Source organism: Flavobacterium sp. UBA2787 (genome assembly GCA_002352205.1).
GTDB lineage: Bacteria > Bacteroidota > Bacteroidia > Flavobacteriales > Flavobacteriaceae > Flavobacterium.
In genome coordinates, this window is sequence record DEHZ01000012.1 from 86,452 (window position 1) to 101,580 (window position 15,129).

Sequence of the window (15,129 nt, forward strand, 5' to 3'; positions counted from 1 at the left end):
TCTTTATGCAATTAAATTTTACAATAAATCATTGCGACAAATCAGTTATAGTGAAAGATTAATGTATGATTAATTGAATAAAGAGTTACCAACTGCTATTGGTTTGTTATTTCTACTCCATTCGCTCCATGAACCAACATACAATTTTGGAATTTCAAATCCGGCATAATCCATCGCTAAAAGTGTATGGCAAGCCGTTACACCTGAACCACAATGAACTATAATTTCGTTTGGTGCATTATTCTTGAAGATATTTTTATATTTCTCTCTTAATATTTCCGGTGAAAGAAAAAGTCCGTTCTCATCTAAATTTGTAGAAAATGGAATATTGATTGCGTTTGGAATATGACCGGAAATTAAATCTATTGGTTCGATTTCTCCATTGTATCTTGCACTTTCACGAACGTCAATAATTAAGTTTGAAATATTTTTTGAAGCTTTTTCTACTTCAATTAATGTGGCTAATGGTAATTTCCAATTTTCGATTTTATATTCTTCTGTCGGTGTAGAATTTACAGGATTCGAATTGATTGGGAAATTTTGTTTTTCTGCTTCTTGAAAACCTCCATCCAAAACTTGAACTTTTTCGTGTCCAACAGATTTTAACATCCACCACATTCGAGCTGCAGCATTTGCACCAATTTTATCGTCGTAAAGAATAATGTGTGTTTTTGGAGTAATTCCTAAAGTTGAAAGTAACTTAGAAAAATTTTCTGTGGTTGGTAAAGGATGTCTTCCTCCTTTTGATACATCTTCGTTTATTTCTACAAGTTGTGTATTTAAATCAACAAAAATTGCTCCGTCTAAATGTTTTTGTTTGTAATTGGATTGAGCCTCTTTTCCATTACTTACATCGAGAATAATTAAATCATTCTTTTTGTGAAGCTCTTTTAATTCTGAAACTTGAATAATAGGAGAAAGTTTGCTTTTCATTTTTATACAATTTAAGATTGCGTAGAATGATTAACTCCCGTACTTATTCTGCAAAAAATAAACCAAATCTACTTCATAATAACGAACTGCAATGATAAGCACAACTGTAATGATTGTGATAATCCAAGAATATTTTTTATAAAGAACTGTGTAAGCCGTCAAAATTCCCATACAAATGAATGGGATTGCTAAGATAATATTTGGAATCATCCAAGCACCACGAAAAATGGCTATTGATTTAAGAAGTACAAAAAAGAAGCAGTAAACCGAAACAATTTTGGTTAAGGATACAAGGTATTTATTAAAAACTTTTGGTTCTTCCATTATTTAAAAAACGAATCTACAAATTCATATTTATTGAAAACTTGTAAGTCTTCGATTCCTTCTCCAACTCCGATATATTTTACAGGTATTTGAAACTGATCTGAAATTCCGATGACCACACCACCTTTTGCAGTTCCGTCTAATTTGGTTACGGCTAAACAAGAAACTTCTGTGGCGGCTGTAAACTCTCTGGCTTGTTCGAATGCGTTTTGTCCGGTTGATCCATCTAAAACCAACAATACATCGTGAGGAGCATCGCCAACGACTTTTTGCATTACGCGTTTTACTTTGGTTAGCTCGTTCATCAAATTAACTTTATTATGAAGTCGGCCCGCAGTATCAATAATCACAACATCGGCACCTTGCGTTACGGCACTTTGCAATGTATCAAACGCTACGGATGCAGGATCACTTCCCATTTGTTGTTTTACGATTGGCACACCTACTCGATCAGCCCAAATTTGCAATTGATCAATCGCAGCCGCTCTAAAAGTATCGCCAGCACCTAAAACAACTTTATGTCCGGATTTTTTAAATTGATACGCTAATTTTCCGATGGTGGTTGTTTTACCAACACCATTTACACCCACAACCATAATTACATACGGTTTTTTGTTGGCCGGAATATCAAATTCGGTTGCTTCGCCTGTATTAGTTTCAGATAAAAGTCCGGCAATTTCCTCGCGAAGAATTTTGTTGAGTTCTTCTGTTCCAAGGTATTTATCTTTGGCAACACGTTCCTCGATTCGGTCAATGATTTTTAATGTGGTTTTTACACCCACATCAGAAGAAACTAATACTTCTTCTAAATTATCCAAAACGTCTTCGTCAACAGTTGATTTTCCGGCAACGGCTTTGGTTAACTTAGCAAAAAAAGAGGTTTTGGTTTGTTCTAAACCTTTGTCTAACGTTTCTTTTTTTTCGGATGAAAATATTCGTTTGAAAAAACTCATATTCTGGTTTATTATTTTTGATACTATATTATGGGTACAAAGATAAAATAAAAAAGCTACTCTCAATGAAAGTAGCTTTAACTATAATACGGTAAAGTAAATTATTTCTTAGTTAAGAAATTGTCTACTAGTTCAGGAGCCATTACAGATTCAACAAAAGTATAAGCTCCGGTTTTTGGAGATTTTACCATTTTAATGGCTTTAGTTAATCTTTTTGACGCTGTTTGTAACGTTGCTACGGTTTTCTTTGCCATTTCTTATCTTATTTAATTTCTTTATGAACAGTTACTTTTTTCAAGATTGGATTAAATTTTTTAATCTCTAATCTATCTGGAGTATTTTTTTTGTTTTTAGTTGTGATATAACGAGACGTTCCAGGTACACCTGAAGTTTTGTGCTCTGTACACTCTAAAATTACTTGGATTCTATTGCCTTTCTTTGCCATTTTTCTGTATATTTAATAAGGTGGAATTAAGAAATAAATCCTTTAGCTTTTGCATCTTTCAATACAGCGGCTAACCCTTTTTTATTAATTGTTTTAATAGTAGACGCTGCTACTCTAAGCGAAATCCATCTGTCTTCTTCAGCAAGATAGAAACGTTTTTTAACTAAGTTTACAGAAAACTTTCTCTTAGTTTTGTTCATCGCGTGAGAAACATTGTTTCCTACCATCGCTCTTTTACCTGTAAGGTCACAAACTCTTGACATTATGCTTATCTTTTATCGTTATTCAAAATCAGGGTGCAAAGAAACAAAAAACTAATGTATTACACAAACAAATTTTAGTAGTTTTTTAAAATTTCTTTTAAAAGCAGCTCAAGCCCTTTATTTACTGCTCTGTCTATCACTTTTTGACGCGGTTGACCAAAATTAAACTCTTCTGAAAAAACTCCTTTTGGTGTAGCAATCGCAAAACAAACTGTTCCAACCGTTGCATCGGCATCGCCTTTGGTTGGACCGGCATTTCCTGTGGTTGCTATGGCAAAATCGGTTTGAAGCAATTTCTGAGCTCCCAGAGCCATTTCTTCGGCTACTTCTTTGCTCACAACCGAATAGTTATCAATGGTTGATTGATTTACTTTTAGTATAGAAACTTTTGTATCTGTTGCATAAGTTACAACTCCTCCACGAAAATAGGAAGATGAACCTGCAATTGCTGAAATTGTTTCTGCTATTTTTCCTCCCGTGCAACTTTCAGCTGTGGAAAGGGTTAATTTCTTTTGGGTTAATGATTTCCCTAAAACGAATTCTATGCTTTCGTCTTCTTCAAATCCAACAATGATGTCGTTGATGATTTCTTGCAATTGAGCAACTAATTCGCTTATTGTGGTTTTTAAAAACTGTTCGTCTAAACCACGAGCAGATAGTCGCAAACGCACGCGTCCCGGACTTGGTAAATAGGCTAATTTTACAAATGGTGGTAAATTATTTTCCCATTCTTCGATGCGTTCTGCAACGATGCTTTCGCCTTGACCGTAGGTCAAAATGGTTTTGTGTAAAATGTATGGTCGCTTATATTCGTTTACTATTTTGGGAATTAATTCGTCGGTTACGATAGCTTTCATTTCATAGGGAACACCGGGTAACGAAACAAAAACGGTATTTTCTTTTTGCATCCACATTCCGGGAGCGGTTCCGAAGTTGTTTTGCAAAACGATGCATTTGGATGGAACCAACGCTTGGTCGCGATTGACTTGCGAAACCACAAAATTCATTTTTGTAAATAATTCTACGATGTGATTTTCAACGGCTTGATTTCGTTGTAAAGTGTCTTCGAAATAATCGCAAAAAGTGATTTTGGTGATGTCGTCTTTTGTTGGTCCTAAACCGCCGGTAATAATGACAAAATCGACTAGGTTTTGCACTTTGGTGAAGGTTTCTAGAATATGCGTTTTATCATCACTGATGGAAATCATTTCGTGTACTTCTACCCCGATTTTGTTCAATGCTTTGGCAATGAAACCGGAATTGGTATCGGTGATTTGTCCGATGAGAATTTCGTCGCCAATAGTGATGATGGTTGCTTTCAATTGGATGGTTCGATTGTTGGATTGTTCGATTTATCGATTGTTGGATTTTTGGATGGTGTGAAATTAGTTCATTTGAAGCAGAATTCCCTAGCCCGGATAGTAGCGGAAACCCCACAGGGCTGAAAGCTAATTTTTCTTTGCTTTTTGGGGCGACCAACGGAAGCTAGAATAAAGCATTAGAAAAATAGCTTGAAGACCGAGGAGTTGAAGCGGATAGCCGGAATAGCTTCTTATAATTCGAAATCTTTATTGATTTCTTTTACGGCTTTTTCTACTTGATCTTCGATACTTTTGAAAATCTCTTTTATTTCTTTGCGTTTTCCTTCGCGTTTTGTCCAAGCTTCTACTTGAAGAATTTCTTCGTAGGCCACATTCATTCCCAATAAATCAAGCGTGGGTTTTATTTTGTGTGCATAGCTGTAGGCCAATTTGTGGTCTTTTTCTTCGATGCCTTGTTTCACAAACTTTAAATCCTCCGGAATTTCGCTCACAAAAAGGGTAATTATTTGGAGAACGAACTCGGGATCGTTGTCTGAAAGTGCATAGACTTTGGCTAAGTTATAGTTTAATGCCATTTTTTTATTTTACTTGAATTCGGAATAGTTTTTTGTCTTCTATAAATCCTTCGAGGATGTCGTTCGGTTTTACTTTTGCCACACCCTCGGGTGTTCCGGTAAAAATAATGTCGCCAATTTTGAGTGTAAAGTATTGAGAAACATAGGCTATAAGTTCGTCAATTTTCCACAACATATGGCTGGTATTCCCCTTTTGAACGGTATTTCCGTTGGATTTCAGCTCAAAATTAATATTTTCTGTGGAACTGAAATCTTTTTTCGATAAAAAGCTACCAATAACCGCTGAACCGTCAAAAGCCTTGGCTTTTTCCCATGGCAAACCTTTTTCTTTTAGTTTTGCTTGCAAATCGCGTGCGGTAAAATCGATTCCGAGACCGATTTCGTCATAATAATTTGGAGCAAATTTGGCATCGATGTATTTGCCAACTTTGTTGATTCTGACTAAAATTTCGACTTCGTGGTGAATGTCGTCGCTAAATTCGGGAATCACAAACGGGTGTTGTTTTAGCAAAACCGCACTGTCGGGTTTTAGAAAAACGACCGGTTCATCGGGTCGCTCGTTTTGGAGTTCTTCGATGTGTTTGGTGTAATTTCTTCCGATGCAGATTATTTTCATTTTTTTTGAGTTGCTGAGTTGCTGAGTTGCTGAGAATCTAAGTTAATTTATTGTTTAATTTTCTGAGTTTGATGGCGGTTAGGACTTTTTTGGTGTATAAAGGAAAATCAGCATTTTGAATCCAACCGAAATAGCCTGGTTCTTCTTCTAGCACTTTTTCGACTAAAACGCCTTTGTGTTTTCCGAAGGAAAAGATTTCTTCACCTTTGTCATTCAACGCAATAAATCCGGCAAAATCGACGGATTTTTTTCGGGTTGTGAATTCGGAGAGCGATTTCATATCGTTTTCTAATTCGGGATAACGTTCTAGTTGAGCTTTGAGTATTTCGTACGTTGCCATTGTATCGGCTTCGGCGGAGTGAGCATTTTCAAGTGATTGTCCGCAATAGAATTTGAAAGCCGCACTCAATGTTCGTTCTTCCATTTTATGAAAAATGGTTTGCACATCAACTGAAACTCTGTTTTTCATGTCAAAATCTACTCCGGCACGCAATAATTCTTCGGCTAATAATGGAATATCAAATCGGTCTGAATTAAATCCGGCTAAATCTGAATCTTTAATCATATTGTAAACCTGACCGGAAAGTTCTTTGAAAGTGGGTTCATTGGCTACTTTTTCATCTGTAATTCCGTGAACTTGTGTGGATAAAAACGGGATTTTCATTTCCGGATTTACCAACCACGTTTTACTTTCTTTATTTCCGTTTGGATAAACTTTGAAGATTGAGATTTCCACAATTCGGTCTTTTGCCACATCTACTCCGGTTGTTTCGAGGTCGAAAAAGCAAATTGGACGATTTAATTTGAGTTCCATTTTAAAATTTTAGATAACAAAGATAAGAGTTTGAAATAACCTTTTAACGATGAAAGTGGTTTTTTTAGTAGTATTTTAAGGTTTTAAAGTAAACTCTTTTGGACAAAAGCAGATAATTTGATTTTTGCAGACTAAAGTCTGTTTACGGATATTTTTACCACGAATTACACGGATTGGCACGAATTAATTTGTGGAAATTCGTGTAATTCGTGGCTAAATTTTTGAAATTTGAAAACAAAAAACCCTTTCAGTTTTTGATGACTGAAAGGGTTGAAATTATAATAATTTTTAATTTTAGAATTCTCTGTTTTCGCTGAAACCTTCAAGATAATCAGCTACTCGTTTTACGAATTGTCCGCCTAATGAACCATCTACCACTCTATGATCATAACTGTGCGATAAGAACATTTTGTGGCGAATTCCGATGTAATCTCCGGTTGGAGCTTCGATAACAGCAGGAACTTTTCTGATGGCTCCTAATGCTAAAATGGCTACTTGCGGTTGATTAATAATTGGTGTTCCGAAAACGCTTCCGAAAGTTCCCACATTGGTCACTGTGTAAGTTCCTCCTTGAATTTCGTCTGGTTTTAATTGATTATTTCGAGCACGGTTGGCTAAATCGTTAACAGTTTTTGTTAATCCGACTAAGTTAAGCATATCTGCATTTTTGATAACGGGAACAATTAAGTTTCCGTTTGGTAATGCAGCGGCCATTCCTAAATTGATGTTTTTCTTTTTGATGATGTAATCACCTTCTACAGAAATGTTGATCATCGGGAAGTCTTTGATGGCTTTTGCCACAGCTTCCATAAATATTGGTGTAAACGTTAGCTTCTCACCTTCTCTTTTTTCAAAAGCATCTTTTACTTTATTTCTCCAATTCACGATATTAGTTACATCCACTTCAATAAACGACTGTACGTGAGCCGATGTTTGTTTGGAAGTGGTCATATATCCGGAAATCAGTTTTCGCATACGATCCATTTCGATGATTTCATCTTGACCGTTTACGGAAACAGGGATTTTTTTCTCTGGAGTTGATTCTGCTTTTGGAGTTTCTGCTTTTGGAACTTCAACTTTTACTTCAGTTTTTGGAGTTTCTGCAACAACCTGAGCTGCTTTTGGAGTTTCTGCAACGGCAGGCTTGTTTGCTCTGTCTTTTACGTAAGACAAAATATCATCTTTGGTCACACGACCTTCTTTGCCGGAACCGTTTATTTTTTCTAATTCGGAGATGGAAACACCTTCTTCTTTAGCAATATTTTTGACTAATGGTGAAAAGAATTTTTCTGAAGTAGAAAAATCAACCTCTACCGGAGTAGCAGAATGAACAACTTCTTGTGCTACTTCGATGGATTTTTCAAGTTCAACGATGGCTGGAGCAATTTCTTCATTAGGTTTTTCTGCGGGAGCACTTCCACCTTCGGTGTCGATGATTGCGATGGTTTGACCCACTTTAACGACATCGTCAACGTTGAAAAGAATTTCGGTTAGCGTTCCTGAAACTTCAGATGGAACTTCGCTATCTACTTTATCGGTAGCGATTTCCAAGACCGCTTCATCGGCTTCGATTTTTTCTCCAACTTTTTTAAGCCAATTGGTAATTGTTGCTTCGGCAACGCTTTCTCCCATTTTGGGCAATTTTAATTCAAATTTTGCCATATCTTTAACCTAACGGTTTATTTTTTGTTTCAGTTTGCGAAATTACTAAAAAAAGGATTGGTTTTTGCAATTATCAATAATTTTATTTAACACGGATTAAAAATTCCACAGAGCTTCTAAAACTTCAAAAATCAAAATTCATCAATCTTTAATCATCACAACTTCTCCTCTGTCGTTACTGCTGTTGCTTCCAATCATAAAATCACATTGATTGGGAATGATTTTGAATGTTACTTTTTCATTTTTATACAATTCCATTGCGGAAATGATGGTTGAAAAAGTTAAATCGTTCTGATCAAAAACTATTTCAATGTTTGAATTTATTCCTTTTAAAAGCGAAGGTAATTCATTTTTAAAAGAAGTTGAAAGTCGTTTTACATTTTTTCCTAACAATTTTTCGAGTTTTTCTTTTAATAACTCATTTTCAGAAATTAAAATATAATTGTCGATTTTTCTATTAGAAATTGCTGTTTTATTTTTCTTTAAAAAAGCAAAAAAGAAACTCCCGACTTTCATAAAAACACTAAAAAAGGCTGATTTTTTGAAATGTTTGGAATAAAAATAATCCATTGCTTCTTGAAAACGTTTCATATACGTTCCGTCTTTTACTGTACTTTCACCTTTGTAATGAATGACGGTAGTTTCGGCAAAATAAAAATTGATTTTTCCTTTTTTCAAAACCGTATAACTCAAGTCGATATCGTCGGAATACATAAAACAATTTTCGTCGAATCCGCCTACTTCATTGTATAAATTACGTTGCATTAGCATAAACGCTCCTACTAAAATTTCGGTATTTCCGGATTGACTTTCGGTTAGATGTTGAGCATAATATTGGTTGAAAAGTCGAACTTTCGGAAAAATTTTATACAACCCAAAGATTTTTGTAAACGCCACCCAAGGTGTTGGAATGCCACGTTTACTTTCGGGGAGGAAATTTCCGGTTCCGTCGATGAGTTTGCAACCGATTATTCCGAGTTGCGGGTTGCGGGTTGCGGGTTGCGAGTTCAGAAGTTTTGTGAAAGTATCTTCTGCCACAACCGTATCGGGATTGAGAATGCAGAGGTATTCACCTTTTGCTTCGGCGACTCCAATGTTATTTCCTTTTGGGAAACCGGTGTTTTCTTTGTTTTCAATGAGTTTGATATGAGGAAAACGGGTTTTCATCATTTGACAACTATCGTCGGATGAATTATTGTCTATCACAATTATTTCGCCGTCAATATGTTGCAAAGCGGCTTGCACACTGAGCACACATTGTTCGAGAAAATAGCGAACGTTATAATTAAGGATGATGACGGATAGTTGCATAGGGCAAATTTACAGCAACTTATTTAAATCTTCCGGATTTTTTAGATTGTTCCAAAATAAAAGCAAATCAATTACTTTATTTTTCATATCAATACTATAAAAAAGCTTAGTTTGCTTAGAAATAATTATTGTATAAATTTTTTTTGAACTATCATAATTTCCAATTAATGGATTTTCTGAAAGTCTGTTCAAGTTTTCGAATACTAAATCCTGAAATTTTTGAACCTCTTTATGGTTCCATTTACGGAAAATAAAATCGATTTCATCATAATAAGATATTTCAGAATTTGGCTGCCAAATTATCTTATATGTCATTTCAAAAAAGGATATTTTAGCTTAATTCTTTTTTGCATTTCTTCGTGCGAAATACCTTTTCCTTCTTTAGAATCTTGAATCGATTTTTCCAAAAGTTTAATCAAAATTGGATGCAATTCTTCTTCTTGAACAACATTTTTCTCTACATTATATTCAATAATTGGTTCTTCAACTTTGTTGATGTGTTTGTTTTCGTTGCTCGGGTTTGATTTTTTTGGCATAATATGGCGTTTGATTTTGATTAAAGTAATTTACTTAAATTTTCCGGATTTTTTGAATTGTTCCAAAATAAAAGAAGTTCAATTGATTTAGCTTTATCATTAATTCTATAAAGTAAAGTTGTTTGTTTTGAAATTATAAATGAGTAATTATTTTTAAAATTTATTTTTCCTAAAGTTGGATTTTTAGAAAGTCTTTCTAATTCCTTTTCCACTAATTTCTCAAATTTCAAAACTTCTTTTTGATTCCATTTTAAGTAAATGAACTCAATTTCTTCATAATATGAATTTAGTGCAGAAAAAGTCCAATCTATTTGATAACTCATTTTAGAAATGGATATCTTTCCTTTATTCTTCTCATCGCTTCTTCGTGAGGAATTAATTTTCCTTCATTAGCTTCTTGAATCGATTTTTCCAGAAGTTTAACTAAAATTGGATGCAATTCTTCTTCTTGAACGACTTTTGTATCTAAATTATAATCAGTAATTGGTTCTTCAACTTTGTTCATGTCTTTTTTTTCGTGGCTTGGGTTCTTTTTGCTCATAACATTAAATTAAAGAATAAATATAAGGATTTTTTTTGAAATGCAAAACCCAATTACATTTCCCTTCTAACCCCGATTGCAATGGAAATCCTGGCATTGCGACTTCAAATTTTGTTTCGGAGATTGTTTAGTCCCTCGCAATGACAGATTGCAATGAAAAGCGGGAACATGAATAACCGATAAAGACCAAGCCATTCGTTTCAGAAAAAATAAAGCATTACTTTTGCACTTCTAAATTCTAATTTCAGAATTCTAAATTTAAAAAATGAACTATCTTTCAGTAGAAAATATATCTAAATCCTTCGGCGAACGCGTGTTGTTTGACAACATTTCGTTTGGTATTAACAAAGACCAGAAAATTGCTTTTATTGCCAAAAATGGTTCGGGTAAAACGACCATTATGAACATTATTAATGGTTTTGACGAACCGGATACGGGTCAAGTGGTGGTTCGAAAAAATATCCGAATGGCTTTTTTATCGCAAAAAAATGAATTGCAAGATGAATTGACGATCGAAGAAAGCATTTTTGCCAGTGATAATGAAACGCTGAAAGTGATTGAGCAATATGAAAAAGCGTTGGAAAACCCTGAAAATGAAGAAGCGTATCAAAAAGCGTTTGATTTGATGGACCAGCACAATGCGTGGGATTTTGAAACGCAATTCAAGCAAATTTTGTTTAAATTGAAGTTGGAAGATTTTAAATTGAAAGTCAAAAGTCTTTCGGGTGGACAAAAAAAGCGACTTTCGTTAGCGATAATTTTGATTAACCGTCCGGATTTATTGATTTTGGATGAGCCAACTAACCACTTGGATTTAGAGATGATTGAATGGTTGGAAAGTTATTTTGCCAAAGAAAATATCACGTTGTTTATGGTAACGCACGACCGTTTCTTTTTGGAACGTGTTTGCAATGAAATCATCGAATTGGACAACGGAAAATTATATCAATATAAAGGAAACTACTCGTATTATTTGCAAAAAAAGGAAGAGAGAATCGCTTCTGAAAATGCGAGTATCGACAAAGCTCAGAATCTTTTTGTGAAAGAATTGGCGTGGATGCGTCGCCAACCGAAAGCGAGAACGACCAAATCGAAATCTCGTCAGGATGATTTTTATGTGATTAAGGAAAAAGCCGAAAGTCGCCGAAAAGAAAATGTGGTGGAATTGGAAATCAATATGGAAAGAATGGGAAGCAAGATTATTGAGCTTCATAAACTGTATAAAAAATTCAAAGACAGAGTGATTCTTGACAATTTTTCGTATGATTTTCAGCGTGGCGAACGCATTGGAATTATCGGAAAAAACGGAACAGGAAAATCGACTTTTTTGAATATTTTGACCAAAACGATGTCGCCCGATGCCGGAAAAGTTGTGATTGGTGAAACGATTAAAGTAGGTTATTATACGCAAAGCGGCATCAACCCAAAACCCGGTCAGAAAGTAATTGATATTATTAAGGAGTACGGTGAATATATTCCGCTCACGAAAGGGAAAATTATTTCGGCTTCGCAATTGCTGGAACGTTTTCTCTTTGATGCAAAAAAGCAATATGATTTTGTAGAAAAATTAAGTGGTGGCGAATTGAAACGCTTGTATTTATGTACGGTTTTGATTCAGAATCCGAACTTTTTGATTTTGGATGAGCCTACGAATGATTTAGATATTGTAACGTTGAATGTTTTGGAAAGCTTTTTATTAGATTTTCCCGGATGTTTGTTAGTGGTTTCCCACGATCGTTATTTTATGGATAAAATTGTAGATCACTTATTTGTATTTAGAGGCGAAGGTGAAATTGAAGATTTTCCGGGTAATTATTCCGATTTTAGAGCGTATGAAGACAGTGCTGATGTGGCTTTAAAAGAAGAAAACAAAGCCGATAAAAAAGCGTGGAAACAAAATAATCCGGTCGGAAATTTATCGTTTAACGAACAAAAAGAATTTCAAAAAATTGAACGTGAAATCAAAGATTTGGAATTTGAGAAAAAACAAATCGAACAATTATTTGCTGATGGTAAAGTAACTGATGATGCTATTGAGAAAAAAGCGAATGAGTTGCAAGTGATTATAAAGAAATTGGAAGAAAAGGAAGAACGGTGGTTTGAACTTTCTTCGAAAATTGAGTAATTTAGCTCGCAAAGACGCAGAGTCGCCAAGAAAAACTGCGTCTTTGCGACTTTGCGAGAAATGATCCAAATTATAAAATCATACCTTAATTTCCTATGGAACTCCAAAAACCAACACGGAGTTCACTCTCCATTTGTATTTGATTTGGTGACAAAATGTTTTTATGATAAAACTAAATATCCTGAATATTCCATTTTAAAAGAATACCGAAAATCTCTTTTAGAAAATAAAAATACGATTGAAGTAACCGATTTTGGTGCCGGTTCAAGAGTTTTTAAATCCAATCAAAGAAAAATTTCTGCTATTGCAAAAAATGCCGGAATTTCTCCAAAAAGAGCGGAATTGTTATTTAGAATTACGAACTATTTTCAACCGGAAAGTATTTTAGAAATCGGAACTTCGTTGGGATTGGCTACAATTGCTCTTTCATTAGGAAGTAAAAATTCGAAAATAATTACGTTAGAAGGATGTCCAAACACATTATCAATAGCAAAAAATAAGTTTCAAGTTTCAAGTTTCAAGTTGAATCACGAAAACATTGAATTTATAAATACCGAATTTTCAAATTACCTCAAAAACCTTCAACCCGCAACTCGCAACCCGCAACTAATTTACTTTGACGGAAATCATTCTAAAAAAGCAACTTTAACCTACTTTGAACTTTTATTACCAACCATTTCAAACAATTCGGTTTGGATTTTTGATGATATTCATTGGTCAAAAGATATGGAAGAAGCTTGGGAAATAATTAAAAACCATTCAAAAGTGACCGTTACGATTGATACTTTTCAATGGGGAATCGTTTTTTTCAGAAAAGAACAAGAGAAAGAACATTTCATCATCAATCCAAATAAAAACATCAGTTCGTATATTTTTGAACGAATTAGGATTTAATTTGTAACAAAGTCCGTTTTTTTTCTACTTATAAGAAAATTACAATATCCGATTTCTAAATTCTCAATTAACTATGGCAAATCCATTAATCAAAATAACCGATCTAAAACGAAATTTTATTTTAGGAAGTGAAACCATTTATGTTCTAAAAGGTATCGATTTAGAAATTAATAAAGGTGAATATGTGGCTTTGATGGGTCCGTCGGGATCAGGAAAATCAACTTTGATGAACCTTTTGGGTTGTTTGGATACGCCAACATCCGGAACGTATATTTTGAATGGAAAAGACGTAAGTCAAATGCACGATGATGAGTTAGCCGAAATCAGAAATAAAGAAATTGGATTCGTATTTCAAACGTTCAATTTAATGCCGAGAACGACTGCTTTGGACAATGTAGCTTTACCAATGGTTTACGCTGGTTACTCAAAATCGGAACGAAATGTACGAGCAACAGAAGTGCTCACGCAAGTGGGATTAGCCGATAGAATGGATCATAAACCCAACGAACTTTCGGGTGGTCAACGTCAACGTGTGGCAGTTGGAAGAGCATTGGTAAACAAACCTTCTATAATTTTGGCGGATGAGCCAACCGGAAATTTAGATTCCAAAACATCCGAAGAAATCATGGCTTTGTTTGGCGAAATTCATAAAAACGGAAACACTGTAATTTTAGTAACGCACGAAGAAGAAATTGCAGCCTATGCACACCGAATTATTCGTTTGCGAGACGGAATTATTGAGAAAGACGAGCGGATAAAATAAACAATTTGTAACTTTGTTCTATAAGTTTTACAAATATGAAAACCCTTATTATCGTCATGATTATTCTTTTTGTGGCCGTTATTATTGTCACAAGAATGGCTAACAAACAAAGAGGAAATCGAAGAAATCGAAGCTTCAAAACCAATTATTATTCCAAAAAGAAAAAATAATCTGATGAAAATTGGAATACTTACCTGTACCCGATTACCTGAACTTTTAGAATCGGATCAAAAATTAATTCCGCTTTTTGCTCAACATTCTATTCATGCAAAAGCCGTGATTTGGGATGATGAATTAGTTGATTGGACTGAATTTGATTACCTTATTTTCAGAAATACATGGGATTATTATCAAAAAGAAATTGCGTTTAATTTATGGTTGGATAAAATTGAATCGTTAGGTATTAAAACACTCAATCCGATTTCTATCATCAAAAAAAACAAGCATAAATTTTATTTAAAAGAATTAGAAAAAGAAGGAATTTCAATACTTCCGACAATCTTTTTAGAAAAAAATTCAACTTCAAATTTACGAGATTTAATTCCTGAAAGTTGGGAGAAAATTGTCATTAAACCTGCATTTTCAGCCGGAAGTTATTTGACGAAATTAATTGACTTAAGTGAATTAGAATCCATCCAAACAGAATTCAAACAACATTTTGAAACCAAAGATTTTCTTTTACAAGAATTTCGTCCGGAAATAAAAGAATTGGGCGAAACATCCTTCATCTTTTTTGATGGAAAATTTTCACACGCTGTCAACAAAAAACCAGTCGAAAATGACTTTAGAGTTCAAATTCAATACGGTGGAAAATATACTTTAATTCAACCCAACGATGATTTATTGCAACAAGCTGAATTAGTTTTATCAAAAATTCCTGAAAAATTGCTTTATGCTCGAGTTGATGGAATTGTCATCGATAATAAACTTCATTTAATGGAAATCGAACTAATTGAACCCGATTTGTATTTTGATTTGGCCGATGGAGCAAGAGAGAGATTTGTTGAAGCTTTTTTAAGAGTTACTGAGTCGCTGAAATACTGAGCGACTGA

The 15,129-nt window shown here is 34.3% G+C and carries 21 protein-coding genes; 5 read left to right on the forward strand and 16 right to left on the reverse strand.

Annotated features, from left to right (window positions below; all coding sequences use genetic code 11):
* Nucleotides 1–69 precede the first annotated feature (69 nt).
* The 16 genes from B4N66_RS10985 to B4N66_RS11060 all read right to left on the reverse strand — a co-directional run bounded on the left by B4N66_RS10985 (nt 70) and on the right by B4N66_RS11060 (nt 10,295).
* Complete coding sequence (locus B4N66_RS10985; protein WP_291094779.1) at nt 70–933, reverse strand: sulfurtransferase; 864 nt, start codon at nt 931–933, stop codon at nt 70–72.
* A 30-nt stretch (nt 934–963) separates the two neighbouring features.
* Nucleotides 964–1,257: a hypothetical protein gene (locus tag B4N66_RS10990; RefSeq protein ID WP_248434780.1), complete on the reverse strand. Its 294-nt coding sequence runs from the start codon at nt 1,255–1,257 to the stop codon at nt 964–966.
* On the reverse strand, nt 1,257–2,210 hold the full coding sequence (ftsY, locus tag B4N66_RS10995) for a signal recognition particle-docking protein FtsY (RefSeq protein WP_291094781.1): 954 nt from the start codon (nt 2,208–2,210) through the stop codon (nt 1,257–1,259). Before ftsY ends, B4N66_RS10990 begins: the two co-directional genes overlap by 1 nt.
* 101 nt (nt 2,211–2,311) lie before the next feature.
* Complete coding sequence (locus B4N66_RS11000) at nt 2,312–2,464, reverse strand: DUF4295 domain-containing protein (protein ID WP_112087261.1); 153 nt, start codon at nt 2,462–2,464, stop codon at nt 2,312–2,314.
* A gap of 8 nt (nt 2,465–2,472) precedes the next feature.
* Entirely contained in the window at nt 2,473–2,655 is a 183-nt protein-coding gene (gene rpmG / locus B4N66_RS11005; protein ID WP_112087260.1) for a 50S ribosomal protein L33, read from the reverse strand.
* 26 nt (nt 2,656–2,681) lie between these two features.
* Nucleotides 2,682–2,918, reverse strand: coding sequence for a 50S ribosomal protein L28 (rpmB, locus tag B4N66_RS11010; RefSeq protein WP_112087259.1), 237 nt, complete (start codon nt 2,916–2,918; stop codon nt 2,682–2,684).
* A gap of 74 nt (nt 2,919–2,992) precedes the next feature.
* On the reverse strand, nt 2,993–4,240 hold the full coding sequence (locus tag B4N66_RS11015; protein WP_291094785.1) for a CinA family nicotinamide mononucleotide deamidase-related protein: 1,248 nt from the start codon (nt 4,238–4,240) through the stop codon (nt 2,993–2,995).
* Between the two features lie 230 nt (nt 4,241–4,470).
* Complete coding sequence (locus B4N66_RS11020; RefSeq protein ID WP_291094788.1) at nt 4,471–4,815, reverse strand: Hpt domain-containing protein; 345 nt, start codon at nt 4,813–4,815, stop codon at nt 4,471–4,473.
* A gap of 4 nt (nt 4,816–4,819) precedes the next feature.
* Nucleotides 4,820–5,431, reverse strand: coding sequence for a fumarylacetoacetate hydrolase family protein (locus B4N66_RS11025; protein ID WP_291094790.1), 612 nt, complete (start codon nt 5,429–5,431; stop codon nt 4,820–4,822).
* 37 nt (nt 5,432–5,468) lie between these two features.
* Nucleotides 5,469–6,245, reverse strand: a complete 777-nt coding sequence (locus B4N66_RS11030) for a 3'-5' exonuclease (protein WP_291094792.1) — start codon at nt 6,243–6,245, stop codon at nt 5,469–5,471.
* A gap of 294 nt (nt 6,246–6,539) precedes the next feature.
* On the reverse strand, nt 6,540–7,907 hold the full coding sequence (locus B4N66_RS11035; RefSeq protein ID WP_291094794.1) for a dihydrolipoamide acetyltransferase family protein: 1,368 nt from the start codon (nt 7,905–7,907) through the stop codon (nt 6,540–6,542).
* A gap of 141 nt (nt 7,908–8,048) precedes the next feature.
* Nucleotides 8,049–9,218 (reverse strand): glycosyltransferase family 2 protein, encoded by a 1,170-nt coding sequence (locus B4N66_RS11040; RefSeq protein ID WP_291094796.1) that lies wholly within the window; start codon nt 9,216–9,218, stop codon nt 8,049–8,051.
* Nucleotides 9,219–9,227: 9 nt separating this feature from the next.
* Complete coding sequence (locus B4N66_RS11045) at nt 9,228–9,533, reverse strand: type II toxin-antitoxin system RelE/ParE family toxin (protein WP_291094798.1); 306 nt, start codon at nt 9,531–9,533, stop codon at nt 9,228–9,230.
* The gene (locus B4N66_RS11050) at nt 9,530–9,754 is read right to left on the reverse strand and encodes a hypothetical protein (RefSeq protein ID WP_291094800.1); all 225 of its coding nucleotides are present in this window, start codon (nt 9,752–9,754) and stop codon (nt 9,530–9,532) included. The genes B4N66_RS11045 and B4N66_RS11050 overlap by 4 nt, the downstream gene beginning before the upstream one ends.
* 20 nt (nt 9,755–9,774) lie before the next feature.
* Nucleotides 9,775–10,077, reverse strand: coding sequence for a type II toxin-antitoxin system RelE/ParE family toxin (locus tag B4N66_RS11055; protein WP_291094802.1), 303 nt, complete (start codon nt 10,075–10,077; stop codon nt 9,775–9,777).
* Nucleotides 10,074–10,295 carry a hypothetical protein gene (locus B4N66_RS11060; protein WP_291094803.1) on the reverse strand — a complete coding sequence of 74 codons (222 nt, stop codon included), beginning with the start codon at nt 10,293–10,295 and terminating at the stop codon, nt 10,074–10,076. Before B4N66_RS11060 ends, B4N66_RS11055 begins: the two co-directional genes overlap by 4 nt.
* 265 nt (nt 10,296–10,560) lie before the next feature.
* Between B4N66_RS11060 and B4N66_RS11065 the strand changes: the two genes are divergently transcribed.
* The 5 genes from B4N66_RS11065 to B4N66_RS11085 all read left to right on the forward strand — a co-directional run bounded on the left by B4N66_RS11065 (nt 10,561) and on the right by B4N66_RS11085 (nt 15,121).
* On the forward strand, nt 10,561–12,420 hold the full coding sequence (locus B4N66_RS11065) for an ABC-F family ATP-binding cassette domain-containing protein (protein WP_291094804.1): 1,860 nt from the start codon (nt 10,561–10,563) through the stop codon (nt 12,418–12,420).
* Between the two features lie 60 nt (nt 12,421–12,480).
* Nucleotides 12,481–13,314: an O-methyltransferase gene (locus tag B4N66_RS11070; RefSeq protein ID WP_291094805.1), complete on the forward strand. Its 834-nt coding sequence runs from the start codon at nt 12,481–12,483 to the stop codon at nt 13,312–13,314.
* Nucleotides 13,315–13,387: 73 nt separating this feature from the next.
* Complete coding sequence (locus B4N66_RS11075) at nt 13,388–14,077, forward strand: ABC transporter ATP-binding protein (protein ID WP_291094807.1); 690 nt, start codon at nt 13,388–13,390, stop codon at nt 14,075–14,077.
* Nucleotides 14,078–14,112: 35 nt separating this feature from the next.
* Nucleotides 14,113–14,247 (forward strand): hypothetical protein, encoded by a 135-nt coding sequence (locus B4N66_RS11080; RefSeq protein ID WP_291094808.1) that lies wholly within the window; start codon nt 14,113–14,115, stop codon nt 14,245–14,247.
* 4 nt (nt 14,248–14,251) lie between these two features.
* Nucleotides 14,252–15,121: an ATP-grasp domain-containing protein gene (locus B4N66_RS11085; RefSeq protein ID WP_291094809.1), complete on the forward strand. Its 870-nt coding sequence runs from the start codon at nt 14,252–14,254 to the stop codon at nt 15,119–15,121.
* The last annotated feature ends 8 nt before the right edge of the window (nt 15,122–15,129 follow it).

Excerpts from the sequence above, each read along its gene's own strand:
- B4N66_RS10985 (WP_291094779.1), bottom strand. The coding sequence starts at position 933 with ATGAAAAGCAAACTTTCTCCTATTATTCAAGTTTCAGAATTAAAAGAG.
- B4N66_RS10990 (WP_248434780.1), bottom strand. The coding sequence starts at position 1,257 with ATGGAAGAACCAAAAGTTTTTAATAAATACCTTGTATCCTTAACCAAA.
- ftsY (WP_291094781.1), bottom strand. The coding sequence starts at position 2,210 with ATGAGTTTTTTCAAACGAATATTTTCATCCGAAAAAAAAGAAACGTTA.
- B4N66_RS11000 (WP_112087261.1), bottom strand. The coding sequence starts at position 2,464 with ATGGCAAAGAAAACCGTAGCAACGTTACAAACAGCGTCAAAAAGATTA.
- rpmG (WP_112087260.1), bottom strand. The coding sequence starts at position 2,655 with ATGGCAAAGAAAGGCAATAGAATCCAAGTAATTTTAGAGTGTACAGAG.
- rpmB (WP_112087259.1), bottom strand. The coding sequence starts at position 2,918 with ATGTCAAGAGTTTGTGACCTTACAGGTAAAAGAGCGATGGTAGGAAAC.
- B4N66_RS11020 (WP_291094788.1), bottom strand. The coding sequence starts at position 4,815 with ATGGCATTAAACTATAACTTAGCCAAAGTCTATGCACTTTCAGACAAC.
- B4N66_RS11025 (WP_291094790.1), bottom strand. The coding sequence starts at position 5,431 with ATGAAAATAATCTGCATCGGAAGAAATTACACCAAACACATCGAAGAA.
- B4N66_RS11030 (WP_291094792.1), bottom strand. The coding sequence starts at position 6,245 with ATGGAACTCAAATTAAATCGTCCAATTTGCTTTTTCGACCTCGAAACA.
- B4N66_RS11035 (WP_291094794.1), bottom strand. The coding sequence starts at position 7,907 with ATGGCAAAATTTGAATTAAAATTGCCCAAAATGGGAGAAAGCGTTGCC.
- B4N66_RS11040 (WP_291094796.1), bottom strand. The coding sequence starts at position 9,218 with ATGCAACTATCCGTCATCATCCTTAATTATAACGTTCGCTATTTTCTC.
- B4N66_RS11045 (WP_291094798.1), bottom strand. The coding sequence starts at position 9,533 with ATGACATATAAGATAATTTGGCAGCCAAATTCTGAAATATCTTATTAT.
- B4N66_RS11050 (WP_291094800.1), bottom strand. The coding sequence starts at position 9,754 with ATGCCAAAAAAATCAAACCCGAGCAACGAAAACAAACACATCAACAAA.
- B4N66_RS11055 (WP_291094802.1), bottom strand. The coding sequence starts at position 10,077 with ATGAGTTATCAAATAGATTGGACTTTTTCTGCACTAAATTCATATTAT.
- B4N66_RS11060 (WP_291094803.1), bottom strand. The coding sequence starts at position 10,295 with ATGAGCAAAAAGAACCCAAGCCACGAAAAAAAAGACATGAACAAAGTT.
- B4N66_RS11065 (WP_291094804.1), top strand. The coding sequence starts at position 10,561 with ATGAACTATCTTTCAGTAGAAAATATATCTAAATCCTTCGGCGAACGC.
- B4N66_RS11070 (WP_291094805.1), top strand. The coding sequence starts at position 12,481 with ATGATCCAAATTATAAAATCATACCTTAATTTCCTATGGAACTCCAAA.
- B4N66_RS11075 (WP_291094807.1), top strand. The coding sequence starts at position 13,388 with ATGGCAAATCCATTAATCAAAATAACCGATCTAAAACGAAATTTTATT.
- B4N66_RS11080 (WP_291094808.1), top strand. The coding sequence starts at position 14,113 with ATGAAAACCCTTATTATCGTCATGATTATTCTTTTTGTGGCCGTTATT.
- B4N66_RS11085 (WP_291094809.1), top strand. The coding sequence starts at position 14,252 with ATGAAAATTGGAATACTTACCTGTACCCGATTACCTGAACTTTTAGAA.